This is a genomic window from bacterium (assembly GCA_035295165.1).
Taxonomy (GTDB): Bacteria; Sysuimicrobiota; Sysuimicrobiia; order Sysuimicrobiales; family Segetimicrobiaceae; genus JAJPIA01.
Genome location: DATGJN010000066.1, coordinates 41,123 through 57,738 on the forward strand (window position 1 = coordinate 41,123; position 16,616 = coordinate 57,738).

General features: G+C 66.6%; 15 protein-coding genes and 1 tRNA gene. 12 read left to right on the top strand and 4 right to left on the bottom strand.

The window, feature by feature from the left end:
- The first annotated feature begins 51 nt into the window (after positions 1 to 51).
- From VKZ50_10535 to VKZ50_10545, 3 genes are all read left to right on the top strand, one after another.
- A complete protein-coding gene (locus VKZ50_10535; protein HLJ60157.1) occupies positions 52 to 546 on the top strand; it encodes an SRPBCC family protein in 495 nt (164 codons plus the stop codon).
- Positions 543 to 1,061, top strand: coding sequence for a GNAT family N-acetyltransferase (locus VKZ50_10540; GenBank protein HLJ60158.1), 519 nt, complete (start codon positions 543 to 545; stop codon positions 1,059 to 1,061). The genes VKZ50_10535 and VKZ50_10540 overlap by 4 nt, the downstream gene beginning before the upstream one ends.
- 636 nt (positions 1,062 to 1,697) lie before the next feature.
- A complete protein-coding gene (locus tag VKZ50_10545) occupies positions 1,698 to 2,123 on the top strand; it encodes an FxLYD domain-containing protein (GenBank protein ID HLJ60159.1) in 426 nt (141 codons plus the stop codon).
- Between the two features lie 700 nt (positions 2,124 to 2,823).
- On the opposite strand, the gene VKZ50_10550 is transcribed toward VKZ50_10545, so the two are convergent.
- Positions 2,824 to 2,915, bottom strand: a tRNA-Ser gene (locus VKZ50_10550).
- Between the two features lie 498 nt (positions 2,916 to 3,413).
- Between VKZ50_10550 and VKZ50_10555 the strand changes: the two genes are divergently transcribed.
- The gene (locus VKZ50_10555; GenBank protein HLJ60160.1) at positions 3,414 to 5,024 is read left to right on the top strand and encodes an ABC transporter substrate-binding protein; all 1,611 of its coding nucleotides are present in this window, start codon (positions 3,414 to 3,416) and stop codon (positions 5,022 to 5,024) included.
- A gap of 67 nt (positions 5,025 to 5,091) precedes the next feature.
- Here the strand turns inward: VKZ50_10555 and VKZ50_10560 are convergent, their stop codons facing one another.
- Positions 5,092 to 5,952 (bottom strand): Ku protein, encoded by an 861-nt coding sequence (locus VKZ50_10560; protein HLJ60161.1) that lies wholly within the window; start codon positions 5,950 to 5,952, stop codon positions 5,092 to 5,094.
- Positions 5,953 to 7,025: 1,073 nt separating this feature from the next.
- Here VKZ50_10560 and VKZ50_10565 point away from each other — a divergent pair.
- The 6 genes from VKZ50_10565 to VKZ50_10590 all read left to right on the top strand — a co-directional run bounded on the left by VKZ50_10565 (position 7,026) and on the right by VKZ50_10590 (position 13,874).
- Complete coding sequence (locus VKZ50_10565; GenBank protein ID HLJ60162.1) at positions 7,026 to 7,589, top strand: MerR family transcriptional regulator; 564 nt, start codon at positions 7,026 to 7,028, stop codon at positions 7,587 to 7,589.
- Positions 7,586 to 9,055 (top strand): HlyD family secretion protein, encoded by a 1,470-nt coding sequence (locus tag VKZ50_10570; GenBank protein ID HLJ60163.1) that lies wholly within the window; start codon positions 7,586 to 7,588, stop codon positions 9,053 to 9,055. Before VKZ50_10565 ends, VKZ50_10570 begins: the two co-directional genes overlap by 4 nt.
- Positions 9,052 to 10,647, top strand: coding sequence for a DHA2 family efflux MFS transporter permease subunit (locus VKZ50_10575; protein ID HLJ60164.1), 1,596 nt, complete (start codon positions 9,052 to 9,054; stop codon positions 10,645 to 10,647). Before VKZ50_10570 ends, VKZ50_10575 begins: the two co-directional genes overlap by 4 nt.
- 121 nt (positions 10,648 to 10,768) lie before the next feature.
- Complete coding sequence (locus VKZ50_10580) at positions 10,769 to 12,097, top strand: pyruvate carboxyltransferase (protein HLJ60165.1); 1,329 nt, start codon at positions 10,769 to 10,771, stop codon at positions 12,095 to 12,097.
- Positions 12,098 to 12,147: 50 nt separating this feature from the next.
- On the top strand, positions 12,148 to 12,765 hold the full coding sequence (locus VKZ50_10585) for a nitroreductase (GenBank protein HLJ60166.1): 618 nt from the start codon (positions 12,148 to 12,150) through the stop codon (positions 12,763 to 12,765).
- The gene (locus tag VKZ50_10590; GenBank protein ID HLJ60167.1) at positions 12,765 to 13,874 is read left to right on the top strand and encodes an alanine racemase; all 1,110 of its coding nucleotides are present in this window, start codon (positions 12,765 to 12,767) and stop codon (positions 13,872 to 13,874) included. Before VKZ50_10585 ends, VKZ50_10590 begins: the two co-directional genes overlap by 1 nt.
- 19 nt (positions 13,875 to 13,893) lie before the next feature.
- Here the strand turns inward: VKZ50_10590 and VKZ50_10595 are convergent, their stop codons facing one another.
- On the bottom strand, positions 13,894 to 14,793 hold the full coding sequence (locus VKZ50_10595) for a serine protease (GenBank protein HLJ60168.1): 900 nt from the start codon (positions 14,791 to 14,793) through the stop codon (positions 13,894 to 13,896).
- A 181-nt stretch (positions 14,794 to 14,974) separates the two neighbouring features.
- Between VKZ50_10595 and VKZ50_10600 the strand changes: the two genes are divergently transcribed.
- Complete coding sequence (locus VKZ50_10600; protein ID HLJ60169.1) at positions 14,975 to 15,436, top strand: DinB family protein; 462 nt, start codon at positions 14,975 to 14,977, stop codon at positions 15,434 to 15,436.
- Positions 15,437 to 15,478: 42 nt separating this feature from the next.
- Complete coding sequence (locus VKZ50_10605; GenBank protein HLJ60170.1) at positions 15,479 to 15,865, top strand: carboxymuconolactone decarboxylase family protein; 387 nt, start codon at positions 15,479 to 15,481, stop codon at positions 15,863 to 15,865.
- Here the strand turns inward: VKZ50_10605 and VKZ50_10610 are convergent.
- A complete protein-coding gene (locus VKZ50_10610) occupies positions 15,822 to 16,616 on the bottom strand; it encodes an arginase family protein (protein ID HLJ60171.1) in 795 nt (264 codons plus the stop codon). The genes VKZ50_10605 and VKZ50_10610 overlap by 44 nt on opposite strands.

A 16,616-nucleotide genomic window follows, 5' to 3' on the forward strand; every position in this document is an offset into this window, starting at 1 on the left:
CCTCGCGACGACGTTCTTGCCTGTGCGCACGACCCGTGCTACTGTTCGAGCATGAACTCGACCCGCATCAGCCGCCGCGTAAACGCGCCCCGCGCGAACGTCTATCGCGCGCTTCTCGATGCGCGCGCGGTCGCGACGTGGATGGTGCCGAGCGGTATGACCAGCCACGTGCATGCGTTCGACCCCCGCGACGGCGGCTCGTTCCGGATCTCGCTCACGCACGACGCGCCGACCGGGGCCGGCAAGACGACCGCGCACACCGACACGTTTCACGGCCGTTTCGTGAGGCTCGCGACGAATGAGCAGGTTGTCGAAGTGGTCGAGTTCGAGACGACAGATCCGGCGCTGCGCGGCGAGATGACGATCACGATCACGCTTGCCGATGCAGACGGCGGCACCGATGTTCTCGGCGTGCACGAAGGGCTGCCGCGCGGCGTGTCGACCGCCGACAACGAGGCCGGTTGGCGGTCGTCACTGGCGAAACTCGCGGCGCTCGTCGAGGCGGACTACATCAAGAACGTGTCCCATTCGCCGACGCATTCATGACGACAGCATCGATTTCGATTAGGTTCGCGCGGAAAGGCGATGCCGAAGGATTCGTTGTTTCTTGGAACGAGAGTTTTCGAAAAGGTCACTTGGGATATACTGGAACGCGACTCAGAAGTAGGAAGGATATCGAGCGTTTCCGCAAACGCTACTCGGAGCGCAAGAGGAACGAGATCGTGTTCGTAGCGGTTGCCGAGAAGAATAGGATCATTGGGAACTGTGGCTTCTTTGCGAGGGAACGCGGAAGGACGAGACACAGGGGAGAGCTCGGGTGGATGGTCCATCACGACTATGTTGGACGAGGAATCGCGACGAAGTTGTTGGGTGCGGTTCTGAAAGAGGCAAAAAACAGAGGCTACAAGCGGGTCGAGGCTGAAATCGCGGTTGAGAACGTCGCGAGCATCAGACTGGCCACGCGATATGGATTTCAGCTGGAGGGCAGGCGAAAAGCTGGCATTGTCCTCGATACCGGGAGATACCTGGATACCTATATCTTCGGACGAATCCTCAAGTAGGTACGCCGTCGTTCCCGTCGCCTCTCAAGAGGCAACAGATCGATTCTCTGGAGGCAGATCGTTCGCTTCCCTTGACTGGAACTGGTGGACCGGCAGGCTAGGATTGCCGCCTGAATGCCCCAATTTCAGTCGCGTGAGGTCATCATCATCGTTCATGCGGCCCTGCGCGTTGATTGTCGAGCGGTGGAGCAGCGTACCGGCCGATTGGATCACCTCGAAGCGATGTGCTCGCCGCTTCTTCGCTCCGGTTCGCGCTAACCGCCAAGTCGAATCCCATTTTTGTCATGATCTGGGAATATGGTGGCCATCGGCCGGCAATCATCGCTCAAAGTAAATGGCGGCTTCCACCCCACTAAGAAACGTACGTCAAGACACCCAACATACGATGGAGACGCTGCTTTGGCCGAGCAAAGCACACAATATGCCTTAGGTGATTGGTGAAAGACAACGCTCCTGTACAGTACAGCCGCGATGAAGTTGGAGGGGATCACGGGGTAGTCGACCGGGCCGATTTCTTGACCGCAAATTGGACCAGGGAATGGCAGATTTGGGCATAGGCAGAGAAACGGCACAAACGCGTCGGAGACGCGACTTCGGGAGGAGGCTAAGGGGCTCTAACCAGGAGGGAGTACAGTCATGAAAGGCTTGTTGACCACTCTGTTGATCATACTCGGCGCATTCGCGCTCACGATGCGCGGGACATGGACCGGCGATCATTTTCACGAATGGATGACAAGCGTGTTGCAGACAATGCCCGCGATACATCTACAAGACCCGGGGCGAACAAATTCGGCACGAGTATCGCTCGTCGAAACGCATCCACATCCCGGTTGCACCGACTCGTCCTATGGGTGCATCGCCGGAACGGTGAAGAACAACACCGCGACGACCCTGACGTACGTCGAGGTGGTAATCAGCCTCTATAATGCATCGGGCGCGCAAGTTGGGGACGCGACGACCAACACGCTGAACCTCGAACCGGGCGGAACATGGAATTTTGAGGCGCCAATAACCCAAGGAAACGTTGCAAGCTATCGCGTGGCGCGTATCACGACTCGCTAAATCCCCTATTTGTCTCAGGGTGATGGGCTCTTGCTATTGTACCAGCGCTGGCATTCAGCATCTTGCGGTTGGTTAGGTGAAACGCACCACCTTACCCAGCCGCCTGCACTCACCGCGCCGTGCGCTTCCAGGAGCAGTTTGCTGTTTACATCGTAGGCTCGAACCGTATGTGATCCCGCGGGGACGACCATCGAGCACCACTCTTGAGGATGCAAAGTACAGTTGGCTAGGGAATACGGGCTACTGTCATCGAAGACTCCGATTTGGACGAGGGCATCGCCGCCCCACCGATTCCAGACGTAGATTGTTCCCGTGTCGCTGGTCTGCGCCCTAGCAGACCCTAACGCGACCATTCCCAACATCACGACAATGAGGGAGGCCAAGAGATACTTTCGCAGGCGCCGCACTCCAATGATCGGGAGGGGTACTCGGCGCTCGATGACCGTGAAGCCATTCTCCGCGATGCGCTGTCTGAACACGCCGAAGCTGCCTCCTTCCTCACGGTATGGCTATACCCGATTCATCGATCCCTGAGACCCGGGTGATCAAACGCGATGCGATCACCCACCATCCTCGACCACCCTAGCGCCTACAACAACGGCGGCATCGGGTCGGAGGTTCCCAAGCGACTGCCCAAATAGTGAAGTACATGCGATCGCTATTGGGCACGTTCGATCGCCGGAGGGGTTGCTCCTCAGTTTGGCGGAGGGGGGGAGATTTGAACTCCCGATACCCTTGCGGGTATAGCGGTTTTCGAGACCGCCCGATTCAGCCAGGCTCTCGCACCCCTCCGCGCCGGACCGCCCCTATTCTACTTCGGCAGTCCCGCGCTGCCTAGTCCGGACTCGATGTCGCGTCGCCGCGAGCGCGCTCACGGTGGCGCAACCGCCTCGCGCTCCTCATCCGGCCCGATCCGCGCTTGGAGCAACGCCCGTTCCGCGGGGTTGGCCGTCAGGGCGCTTGCACGCAAATCGGCCTCCCTGGCCTCCGCGGTCCGCCCGAGCGCGCGCAACAGTTCCGCCCGTGTGGCATGGAACAAATGGTATCGATCGAGTGCGCGGGGGCCTGTTGCGCTGGCTTCCCGCGGGCCGCCGGCAGGGAACCGCCGACGGCGGGAGCGCGTAAGATGTCACAGACATCCGGGCGCGCGGGCCTGGGATCAGATGGTGCCAGGGCCGGAGGATTTCCTCTCGCGCAGAGCGTACCTAAGAATCCTCGCGCAGCGGGGTGCGAGGAAATCACCAAAAACGACCCGCCGCGGAACACGAGTCGTAAGGAGGGGGAAGCCGCATGAACCGATGGGCCTTACGCCCTACCGTTGCGTTGCTGATCGCCTGCGTCGTCGCCCTGACGCTCTTCACCGTTCCTCGCGGCGGCCATGCCGCGGCGCCGACCACACTGACGGTTGCCATCGGCATCGATGCCGACACGCTCGACCCTGCCGGTCAGACCACGACCACGATCTCGAACATCGTAGACTACATGTTCGACTCGCTGCTCTGGCCGAACGACGAGCGCTCGGGCGTGCAGACGGGACAACCGCAGTACACGAAGCTCACGCCCCAGCTCGCCACATCGTGGACGGTCAGCCCCGACGGCCTGACGTACACGTTCAAGCTGCGCCAGGGCGTGAAGTTCCAGGACGGGACCGACTTCAACGCCGACGCGGTGAAGTTCAACATCCAGCGGTTGCTCGATCCGGCGGTGCGCAATCCCAACCGGTACTACTTCACCGACATCGACGCAACCCGCATCGACACGCCCGACCCGTCCACGGTGGTGCTGCACCTCAAGAAGACGAGCCCCACGCTGCTCGGACGGCTCGCCGCCGGGCCCGGCGAGATGCTGTCGCCGACCGCCGTGAAGAAGCTCGGCAACGACAAGCTCCCGCTCGGCCCGTCCGACGCCGGTTCGGGACCGTACGTCTTCAAGGAGTGGGTCCACGGCGATCACATCACGCTCATCAAGAACCCCAACTACTGGGGGAGGAAGCCGTACTTCGACACGGTGATCTTCCGGGTCGTGCCGAACGCCGGGACGCGCGAGACGATGCTGCGCGCAGGAGACGTGCAGATGGCGTTTGAGCCGCCGGCGCCCGACATCCCCGCGCTCCGGAAAGACACGTCGCTCGTGGTCGTGTCCGGTCCGAGCGACCGCGACGTGTTCATCGGGCTCAACAACCAGTGGGGCGCGTTCAAGGATCCCCGGGTCCGGCAGGCGATGAACTTCGCGATCAACAAGGACGCGATCATCCACAGCGTCCTGTTCGGGCTCGGCCACGTGCTGGAGTCCCCCACGACGCCGGCGCTCTTTGGCTACACGCGTCTGCAGCCGGGCGGCTGGCCGTTCAACCCCGTTGAGGCGAAGAAGCTGCTCTCGGAGGCGGGCTTCCCGCAGGGGTTCACGGTCGACTTCCGCACGCCGACCGGACGGTACATTCAGGACTATCAGTTCGCCCAGGCCGTCGCCGCACAGCTATCGAATGTGGGCATCCACGCCAACGTCAGCACGTCCGACTGGCCGACCTACGTGCACCTGATGCTGACGCCGCTCGCCCAGACCCCGCTGCAGATGTTCATCCTGGGCTGGGCGACACAGTACCTCGACGCCGACGGCGAGCTGTACGGGCAGTTCTACTCCGGACAGTGGCCGCCCGGAGGGCTGGCGCCGACGTTCTATAAGGACCCGCAGGTGGACAAGCTGCTCTTGGATGGGCAGACCGTGACGGACGCGGCGAAGCGCCAGGCGATCTACAAGGACGCGCAGCAGATGATCTGGAAGGACGCTCCGTGGATCTTCCTGTGGAGCCAGGACTTCTACATGGTGACGAGCAGCCACCTCCAGGGCGTCACGGTGACCCCGAACGAAAAGTGGGCGGCCATCTACGCCACGTGGAAGTAGCGCCACACCGTAACGTCGACTGGTGAGAGGACCGGCGGCCCCGCGGGGCCGCCGGTCCTCTGGTTCGTCAGCGCGGTCGCTCGTGCATGCCGCCGGCGGCGCGCCGCTGCGGCGCGGCGGGGCGCCCCGCCTTGGACGCTCCGGATGGCCGCCTGCGATCCTGCGCCATCTCGACGCTCCGCTTGAGCGCCTCCATCAGGTCCACGACCTTGCCCGGGGCCGCCGCCTCCTTGGGTGAGGCGACCTCTTCGCCCTTGCCCTTCGCCTCGATCATCGCGAGGAGAGCGTCTCGGTACTCGTCGCGGAACTCTTCGACCTGAAACTCCATCGCGAGGTTCTCGACGAGCTGCACCGCCATCTTCCGCTCGTTGGGGTGCACCTTCGCCTCAACCGGCAGTTCGTCCAGACCCGACAGGGCGCGGACCTCGTCCGCATAGTACAGCGTGCTCATCACGAGCGCGCCGTCGTAGGGGCGCAGCGAGACTAACTGTTCCTTCTCCCGGATCACGACCTTGCCCACGGCCACACGGTTGACCTCGCGCAGCGCCTCTCCGAGGAGCAGAAACGCCTTGGCTCCTCCTTCGTCCGGCACCACGTAGTACGAGCGTTCATAGTAGATCGGATCGATCTCCTGCAGCTCGACGAAGCCGGCGATGTTGACGTTCCCCGTCGTGTCCATCGGGATCTTCTCGATCTCTTCATCCGTCACGACCACGAAGCGATTCTTGCTGACCTCGTAGCCCCGGACGACATCGGCCCACTCAATGGTGCGGTCGCAGTGGGGGCAAAACCGCTGATTCTTGATCGGCGTGTGACACTCGGTGTGCAGCAAACGGAAGCGGACGTCTTTTTGCTCCGTGGCAGTGTAGAGCTTGACCGGAATCGTCACCAGGCCGAAGCTGATGTAGCCTCTCCAAGTCGGTCGCACGCTCGGTCCCCCCAAGTGGTGGGCTCGATGATACCGCGGAGCGGTACCGACGATTCTATACCCGAGGGGCACACGCCTGCAACCTGCATCCCGCGCCGATGCGAACCCGTGTTCGGGTCGACCTGCCAGCGCCACCCTGTGCGTCGAGCGCACCGGCGTCACGAGTCTCGAGATTCGCAAGACAACCACTTCCACGTCGTACCGTCCGACCGCGCGGCGCGCCCTGGAACGCCTCCTCCCGCGACTGCCACAACGCCTTGACGAGTTTCGGCATCATCGCCGAACCCGACCGCGCACAGTCGTCGACGTACTACAGATGCCGGCATACACCGTCCGAATCGCCGGCTTCGAGGGCGGTCGCACCGAGAATGACTCGGCCCGCACCTGCTCGTCCGCCGCGCCGGCAACTGCGGCTCTTGACGAGTGGCTGCTCGGCGTACACCTTCGCGCCGTTCGGCCGATCGCAGATGACGTGGCAGCGCGCCACTTCGGTCTGCGTGTGCGACTGTCCGTGTCGACGAGCCGCCTGCGCGATCGCCACGTTGACAGCAGAATGGTCGAGCGTGTCACTCGGCCGGCCAATCGCAAGACCAGCATCCTTCCGAAGTTGTCCCGTATGTACGAGAGCGTCCGCCTGTGGGCGGAGGCTGTCGTCGGTGTGGACCGGCTGCCAGCCTGAACGTGATGACGGTCGGGATACCCGGAATCGACCACACGCTTGCTTGTTCCGCCTCCCAACTGGGTTTTGTCGGGCGGCCGGCCGTGTTTCTTGATTAGCAACAGAAACTCTAGAGAAGTCCCACGACGAGCGTGATCAAGCTGGCCGGGAAGAACGCGGACAATGAGCGGAAGGTTCGATGCAATAGTTGACCTTCCCATTCCGGGACGCCCGCAGCGATAACTACCGTTTACGTAATAGATGGTGTTGGAGCCCATTGGAAGGCGGTCCCCTCACCTCGGCAACAAGCGCGCCGAAATGTGACGCTCACGGAAAAGTGTGTTATGATCCGATTGTTTGTCCCACGTTAAGGGAAGCTCGTACAGATCTCGTAGCGAGAGAAAGGAACGTCCACATGAGCGGCATAGAGGAAGCATCTAGCCCGCCGGGCACCAACGGAGTCGAACGGCCGGAGGCGGTGGCAGACGCTCCTGCAAGTTACCGCATGGAGGAAATCGTCCGGCGCACCGGCCTGACGCCCCGCGCAATCCGGTACTACGAGGAGATGGGTCTCCTCTCTCCATCCGGGCGCACGGCCGGCGGGTTCCGATTGTTCACCGACACCGAGATCGCGCAACTGCTCCGGATCAAGGAGTTGCAGACGCTGCTCGGCTTTTCGTTGGCGGAGATCAAAGAGACGCTGCAGGCGGACGCGGCGCGCGCCGAGCTGCGCCAGGCCTACGAGCAGGCAACGGATCCGGCGACGCGCCTGGGGCTCGTCCAACAGGCGACCAGCCTGGCCCAGACCCGGGTGCGCATCATCAACGAACGCATGGCTCGGCTCGCCAAGCTCCATGAGGAAGTGGAGCAGAGCCTCGCCAGGTTGAGCACGCGGCATGAGCAGTTGCTTCGCGAGCTGGCGGAGCACCAGTCGGACGACGACCCAGACGCACGCGGTCACGCGAGGGAGAAATCATGAGCGACGCACCTACCCGAACCGGCACGGAGGCGGGGGAGGCCACCGGTCCCGGCATGCAATCGACGTCGTCCGGCGACGCCGTGCGGGTTCAGGCCGGATCCCAACCCCGAGACGGCAACGGGCGCCAGGCGCCCCCGCGGGCGGAGCCGTCCCCCCGCAGCAGCGCGCGCGGTCTGGCACTGCCGATCGCCGCCGGGGTGGTGCTGTTGATCGTGGTGGCGGCGGTCGTCTACTGGCGGAACAACATCGGCCTCGTCAGGACGGACAACGCGCAGACCTCGGGGGACGTCGCTCCCGTGAGCTCGCAGGTCGCGGGCACGGTAGTCAAGATTGACGTGTCGGACAACGAGTATGTGAAGACCGGCACGGTGCTGGTGGAGCTCGATCCCACCGACTATCGGCTGGCGCTCAATCAGGCGCGCGCGAACCTCGCGGCCGACGAGGCCCAGGTCAACGCCGCCCAGGCCGCGCTGACGGCTCAGGAACAGCAGTACACCACCGGCGTGTCGTCGGCGCGCGGTGCGCTCGCCGCCACCGTGCCGAGCCTGCCGCAGTCGATCGCGCAACTGCAGATGGTCGAGCAGACGACCGCCGCACAGGTCGAGCAGGCGCAGGCGGGCGTCACGACCGCCCAGGCCAACGTGCAGTCGTCCAGAGCCAACTATGACACGGCCAGCAAGACGCTCAACCGCGATCGCCAGCTCCTGACGCAGGGGGCGATCGCGCAGCAACAGGTGGACAGTGACACGGCCGCGTACGAGACCGCGCTGGCGCAGATGCGGGCCGCGGAGGACAGCCTCCGCCAGGCGCGGGCAAGCCTCGCATCGGCTCAGGCGAACCGCCAGCAGGTCACGGTCACGCAGAACACGATCGCGATCAACCGGGGGCAGATCACCCAGGCCCAGGCGAACGTCCAACAGGCCCAGGCGGGCGACGCGCTCGTCCGACAGCGCGCGGAGCAGCTCGCCGTCGCGCAGGCGCAGGCGGCGCAGGCGGCCGAACAGGTCAGGACGGCGCAGGTCAACCTCGACCGGACGCGCATCCGGGCGCCCGCCGACGGCTGGGTGACGAACCGCACGGTGCAGATCGGCTCGGTCGTGCAGACGAACCAGCCACTGCTGGCCGTGACCATCGACCACCGTCTGTGGGTGGTGGCGAACGTCAAGGAGACCCAGCTCGGCAACGTACGCCCCGGCAACCCTGTCAGGGTTACGGTGGACACCTACCGCGGCAAGGTGTTCCACGGGCACGTGGTCAGCATCACCGCGACCACCGGATCGACCACGGCACTCCTCCCGCCCGACAACGCGACCGGCAACTTCGTCAAGGTCGTCCAGCTCGTGCCCGTGTGGATCGCGCTGGACCCCTCGGAGTTTCCGGCCGGGCGGCAGCTGCCTATCGGCCTGTCGGCAGAGGTGACGATCGACACGCGCCACGTCGATCAGACGACAACGCCGGACCCGTGAGCGCAACACTCGTCTCGACTATCGGCGGCCGTGACCAGCCGGCCGGCGCGAACCGCTGGCTGGTCACGGCCTCGGTGCTGTTCGGGTCGATGATGGGCGCAATCGACACGAGCGTCGTCAACGTCGCGCTCGCGCACATTCAGTCCACGTACGGGGTCACGACGCAGGAGGTCACGTGGGTCATCACGTCCTACCTGATCTCGCTCGTGATCATCATGCCGCTCACCGCCTGGGTCGCCTCAGTCCTCGGCCGCCGGAACATGTACCTGCTCGCGGTAGCCATCTTCACGATCGCGTCGGTGCTCTGCGGGCTGTCACGGAACCTCGGCCAGCTGATCGCGTTTCGGGTGCTGCAGGGGCTCGGCGGGGGCGCGCTGCAGCCGACGGCGCAGGCGATCATGCGGGAGACGTTCCCGGGGTCCCAACAGGCACAGGCGATGGGGCTGTACGGCATGATCGTGCTGCTCGGACCGGCGGTCGGGCCCACGCTCGGCGGCTGGCTGACGGACAACCTCTCGTGGCCGTGGATCTTCTTCGTGAACCTCCCGATCGGCATCCTCGGGCTGATCATGGGCTACCTGTTCGTCGTAGATCCCCCGTACATGCGGGCGCGAGGGCTCCGGAAGATCGACGGGATCGGGATCGCGCTCATGTCGGTCGGGCTCGCGGCGCTGCAGATCATGCTCGAGGAGGGCGAGACGGACGGGTGGTTCCAGAGCTCGTTCATCGTCGTCCTCGCCGTGGTCGCCGCGCTCGCCCTTGCGGCGTTTATCGCGTGGGAGCTCCGGGTGCCCGATCCCGCGGTCAACCTGCGCATTCTGCGGAACGTGTCGTTCGCCTCCGGGTCGATGATCATCGGCATCCTGGGGCTCGCGCTGTTCGGCAGCCTGTTGCTGCTCCCGTTGTTCTTACAGAACCTGCTGGGCTACAGCGCGACCCGCGCGGGGCTCACGCTGATGCCGCGCTCTCTCACCATGGTCTTCATGATGCCGATCGCCGGCCTCCTCTATAATCGCCTCGGCGCGGCCTTGATGTTGCCGTTCGCGCTGGTGCTGAGCGGCGCGTCCGGCCTGCTCATGGCCCGGTTCAACCTGTCGACGCCGGAGCTGCAGATCCTCGTCCCGCAGGTCCTGCAGGGCATCGGGTTTGCGTTCATGTTCGTGCCCCTGTCCACGGCGACGCTCTCGGCAATCCCACGGGCGCAGATGCAGAGCGCCGCCGGCCTCTACAACCTGGTCCGGCAACTCGGTGGCAGCTTCGGGACCGCGATCGTGGTCACGCTACTGGACCACAAGATTCAGACCGCCAGCGCCGCGCTCGTCCGGTACGCCTCGCCGTACAACCCGACCTTCATGCGCTGGTGGCAGACATTCCAGGCCGGGTTCGTGGCGCGGGGAAGCGATCCCACCACCGCGCACTGGCGGGCGCTCGCGGCGCTCCAGGCCCTGATCAGCCAGCAGTCCCAGGTCGTCGCATACGACTATGTGTTCGCCATCATCGCGATCGTGCTCTTCGCGTGCCTCCCGCTCTCGCTGGTGCTGCGCGGCGTGCGGCGCCCGCAGCCGGGTGGCGACGCAATGGCGGCGGACTGATCGGCGCACCTGGCGGCGGCGGGGGCCCGGCGCTATACTACAGATGTGACGCGGCGCGGTTGGCAGGCCGCTCGCGCGGGGAGTGCGGCCGGATACACCGGCCGGCGACGAGGAGGGTGTCGTGGCGAAGATCACCGATCCGCAGGCGCCGGATTATTTCCTCGAGAGCTACCCGCGGGACGACTTCCCGCAGTATCTGTGGACGCAACGGCCGGCGACGCTGCCCGCGGAGGCCTGGACGACCGAGACGACGCACCGCGACGGCCAGCAGGGCGGACTCCCGCTGACGACGGACCAAGGGCTTCGGATCTACGATCTGCTGTGCCAGTTCACGGGAAACTCGGGCGCGATTCGCCAGGCCGAGTTCTTCGTTTACCGCGGGTCCGACCGCGCGGCGCTGCAAGGCGCACTTGAGCGGTACCGGAGCGGCGCCCCCATCGAACCCACGACGTGGATCCGCGCGTCGGTGAAGGACGTTGAGCTGATCAAGACGCTCGGCGTGCGCGAGACGGGCATGCTGGCGTCCGCCTCCGACTATCACACGTTCCACAAATTCAAGCCCGGCGGCCGCGTCCAGGCCGCCCACACGTACCTCGATGCCGTCAAGATCACGCTGGATGCGGGAATCCGTCCGAGGCTGCACCTCGAGGACGCGACGCGGGCCTCGATGGACTTCATGCTCGCGTTCATCGAGACGGTCATGGACACGGCGGCCCCGTACGGGCCGGCCCGGCGGCCGAAGTTTCGCGTCTGCGACACGATGGGGCTCGGGTTGCCGTACGACGACGTCGCGCTCCCGCGCAGCGTGCCGCAGATCTTCCGGGAGCTTCGCAAGATCGGGCTCCACCCGGAGGACCTCGAGTTCCACCCCCACAACGACACCGGTCTTGTGGTCGCGAACTGCCTGAGCGCGGTCCGCGAGGGCTGCGGGGCGATCAACGGCACCTGCCTCGGCAAGGGCGAGCGCACCGGCAACGCGCCGCTCGAGCAGGTCCTGCTGCACCTGATCGGCATGGGCTATTTCCCGAAGGCGCGGCCCGACTTCACCGCGCTCAACGGCCTCGCGACGCTGTACGTGGAGATGGGCGAGCCGCTGCCGGCCAAGTACCCGCTCTACGGCCGCGACGCCCACCGCACGCGCGCGGGCATCCACGCCGACGGGTTGAACAAGTTCTGGTGGATGTACGCGCCGTTCGACGTGCCCACCCTCCTCGGACGGCCGCTCGAGGTGTCCCTGACCAAGGACTCCGGCGTGGCCGGCCTGATCTTCCTGATCAAACAGCACATGGGCATCGAGCCCGCGAAGGACGACCCCGGCCTCCAGGAGATCCACGACTGGATGCTGCACGAGTTCGATGCCGGGCGCCAGACGGCCATCGAGTGGGAAGAGCTCGAACCGATCGTCAAGCAGCATCTCAACCACATGCGGGTGCAGCCGACCACCGCCTAGCAACATCGCACCGTACACGGAACGCGACCGCCCGCCCACGGGAGGACCCTGTGTCGACAGACCACGGCGCCAGCGAGGCCGTCCTGCGCGTCATCCGGAACCGGCGCAGCATCACGCGCATGAAGCCGGAGCCGGTCCCGCGCGCCCTGATCGAGAAGTGGCTCGACGCCGCGGTGTGGGTGGCCAACCACCGCGTCACGGAGCCGTGGACGTTCTACGTGCTGGAGGACGACGCGAAGCGCCGGTTCGCGGAGTTTCGGCGCGAGTTCCAGCGCTCGCGCCTGCCGAACCCCGAGGCCCCGGAGGCGCAGCCGGCACTCGACAAGAGTTACGCGTCCGCGGCCGACACGCCGGCGATCATCCTCTTCGCCTGCCGGCCGTCCGACGACCCGGAGCTCGGCGAGGAAGACGTGTGGGCCACGTACAGCGCCGCCTACGCGGTCATGCTGGCGGCGTGGAGCGACGGCGTGGGCACCTACTTCCGCTCGGGCGGCCTTCGCGAGTATGCCCCGCTGAGGGAGTTTCTCGGGCTCGCACCGGACCAACGCATCATCGGCATGCTCTACGCCGGCTATCCGGCGGAGGTCCCGCAGCGGCGGCGCACCCCCGCGCCGACCAAAACCGTGTGGCTGGCCGCCCGCCACGGCCGGAACGGAGAGGCACGCTGATGTCGGCTGTGATCGCACCCGCGCAGGCGATCGAGACGCTGGATACCCCGGCGCTGATCGTGGATCTGGATCGGATGGAGGGCAACATCGCACGGTGGGCGGCGTACGCCAGGGACGCGGGGGTACGGCTTCGTCCCCACGGCAAAACGCACAAGTGCGTGGAGATCGCGAAGCGCCAACTGGCGGCCGGGGCGACCGGGTTGTCGCTGGCGAAGATCGGCGAGGCCGAGGTCATGGCCCGCGCCGGCATCGCGGACATCTTCCTCGCCTACGAGGTCATCGGCGGACCGAAGCTGCCCCGGCTGCTCGCCCTCGCCCGCGAGATCAGGGTTCGCGTGGGCGTCGACTCGGTCGACGGCGCCGAACCGCTCGCGCGCGCCGCCGCAAACGCCGGGGTTACGCTGGACGTGATGTTGGAAGTGGACTCGGGCCTGGGGCGATGCGGCACCGCGCCCGGGGAACCGCTGCTCGCGCTGGCCAACCAGGTCGCGCACCTCCGCGGCCTCCGCATCGCGGGCGTCTTCACGTACCGCGGGTACCGCCCCGACCTGGACGCGGCGGGCCGGGAAGAGGGCGAGATCATGGTCCGGGAAGCCGAGCGGCTCCGCGCCACCGGCATCCCGGTGGACGAGGTCAGCGTGGGCTCCACCCCGACAGGACGCGCGGCGGCGCGTGTTGCGGGCATCACGGAGATCCGGCCCGGGACCTATGTGTTCAACGATGCCACACAGGTGCTGTGGGGCTCGGCGAAACCGGAGGAGTGCGCGCTCACGGTACTTGCGCGCGTGATCAGCCGACCGTCCCGCGACGTGGCCATTCTCGACGCGGGGTCAAAGGTGCTCACCGCGGAGACGGGTCCGTTCAGCAGCCGGGGCCGGAGCTACGGCGTCCTCCGGGACTATCCGGACTGCCAGGTCGACCAGCTCTGGGAGGAGCACGGGCGCGTGCAGCTCACGGAGGAGGCGCGCCGGCTGCGGGTCGGCGACCTGGTCCATCTCGTTCCCACCCATGTCTGTCCGACGGTCAACCTCGCGGAACGGCTCGTCGCGACACGCCGCGGGCGTGTCGAGGACACCTGGGCGGTGGCGGCCAGAGCACAGGTCCAGTAGCGCGGGCCGGCCGGATCGTCTACGGACAGGCGGGGGCGAGCGCCGCGCTCGCGATCGCCGCCCCGACCGTGGCGCTCTCGGCGACGTTCCACGTGTAGATGCCGACCACGTGACCTTGATCGTCCAGCACCGGCGAGCCGCTGTTGCCAGGCCGAGGGCGATTCTCCGACACGATTTCGAAGATGGGCGTACCGTCTTCCGCTGTGGCCAGGCTGCTCACCGCGCCGGTGGCCGTCCACTGCTCGTCGGCGACCGTGGGGCTCTCGGTTTCCCCGTAGCCGACGACCCGCACCGCCTCCCCCACCGAGGGCGCGCTGCCCAGCGTGAGCGACGCGAATCGCGGTAACGTCGAGCGGTGTGCCAGGTAGATGACGCCCGCGCGGGGATCCCGAATCCGGTCGAACTCGAACACGGACGGGATGACTCGAATCTGCGCCACGTCCCGGCCGAGCGGCACGGGGACGGGCCGGTTGACCGGCGCGTCGGCCAGCACGCTCGCGCACACCGTCGCCGCGCTGTAGAACTCGTCTCCGATGATCGCGAGCAGTTGGTAGTGGGCCGGATCCTTATACGCCGCGTACACGACGTGACTGTTCGTAAGCGCGTTCCCGTCGGAGTCTACGAAAAACGCCGTGCCGGCCGTGACGGAGTGGTACGTGCCGTTGGCGCGGGTCATCGTGACCAGCTGAAATACCGCGGGGTCCGGCCCGTGCGGCGGACGCGGCGCGACCACGGGGACGGGCGTCTCGGGCACCACCGGAACGACGACGACCGCGGTTATGGCCGCGGGAAGCGGGCCGCCGGTCCGCACGACCCCCTGGGAAACGGCGCTCGCGTGCGCGCGGGGCACCGGTGCGGCGGGCCCGACTCCTGCGCCCGCCAGCAGCCCCAGCGCGACCAACCCCGCGATCCCCCGCAACCCCATCCCTCCGGGATACTGCCCCACTCCGTGAAAAGAGTGACACGGTGGAACACCGCGAACGGTGCGACGCCGAGCCCGGGCCCGGCAGGGTCCGGAGCCAATCCCCAGCGAACCACAGGCGCGGAACCTACGCAGGCGCGCCCGTGTGTCGCGGGGCGCCGGGAAGGACGGTCAGCGCATGGATGCCGCATCAATAGTACGGAGAGGGCTCGAATCCACATATGATCGCCTGCAACGGTGCGTCGGCGACCTGACGGACGAGGAGGCCGGGCAGGTCCTCGCCGGACAATTGACGGGCGCCACGTGGCAACTCGGGCACACGGTGCTCGTGGACGCCGCCGTCATCAAGCGGGCCGGCGGCACGTCCGTGGTCCCGGACGCGTACGGGGATCTGTTCAAGATGGGCAGCGGCGGCCGGGCCTCCTATCCGCCGCTTGCGGACGTCCGGAAAGCACTCGACGGCACGCAGGCGGCCCTGCTCCACCTCGCGGCGACGGCCGACTACAGCAAGCCGGTGGAGGGGCAGAACTACTCGAATGTGGGCGAGATGCTCGTCTTCAACTGCGTCCACCGCGGCTATCACATCGGGAAACTGACGACCCTGCGGGCGCTTCTCCGCAAGCAGCGACTGTTCGGCTAGACGCGCGCCGCGCCGGCGACGGCGAAGCGGTCAAGGGGGGCTGTGACGAACCGCGAGCTGCGTGAGCGCGGCATCGCGATCCGAAAGACGCTGTGGCCCGACCGGGAGAGCAGGATCGCGGTCTTCCGAGCGCTCGACCCTGAGTACGCGGAGTTCATCCTCGAGAGTGCGTACGGCGGCGTCTACGGCGACCCGACGATCGACCTGCGCACCCGGAGCCTGATCACCTGCGCGGTCCTCACCGCGCTGGGGCGGGAGCGCGGGCTCGAGAGTCACCTCCGCGGCGCCCTGAACATCGGCGTCACCTCCGCGGCGCTCATCGCGATGTGCAAGCAGGTCGCGCTCTATGCCGGGTTCCCGGTCGCCACCGACGCGTTCCGGATCCTCAAGGCGGTGCTCGACGAGCGTCGGGCGAAGGAGGAGACGTAGCCAGGAACGGTTCGACGAGGCGCGCCACCGCCGCGGCCGACTGACTCGCGCCAGGCAGACGCGGTTCCCACAACGTCACGCTGAGCGCCGCGACGCGTCCCGTCTCCGCGACGTGCGCCAACGCGTCGCGCACCTGCTCTGCGGAGGGCCCGCCCGGCGCGGGATAGTTAACCGCGGGGATCTCCACCGGGTTCACGACGTCGATGTCCAGGTGCACGTAGAGCGGTCCGTCCGGAACCGGCGCTCGCCGAAGCTGATCCACGGTGACGCGGCGCATGCGCGACGCGGCGACCGCGTCGTCCTCGCCGGGGTCGAGATCGCGCGCGTCCACCAGCAGGACGCGTTCCTCGGCGACCGGCGTCAATCCGGCCGCACGTACGATCGTCTGCTCGCCCCGCCCCACGGCCATCGCGAGCGGCATGCCGACGAGATGCCCGGACCGGGTCGTCTCCCACGTGTGGAAGTCTCCGTGGGCGTCCAGCCAGATCACGCGCGGCGCAACGCCGCGCCGCTCGAGCCCGGCGAGCACGCCGAGCGTGAGCACGCAGTCACCGACGTACGCGACGCCAACCCCGCCCGCGGCGATGCGCTCCGCGACGGCACCGCACAGCGCGCCGAGACGCTCCTGCGGCGTTCCTTCGGGGAGGACCGGGCGGAGCACCTCGGGGTCCCCGGCGACGCACAGGTCCGGCATCAGTGCGCCAACGCGAAAGGGAACCAGGAGCGTCGTGCCCAGACGGACCGGGGTCAT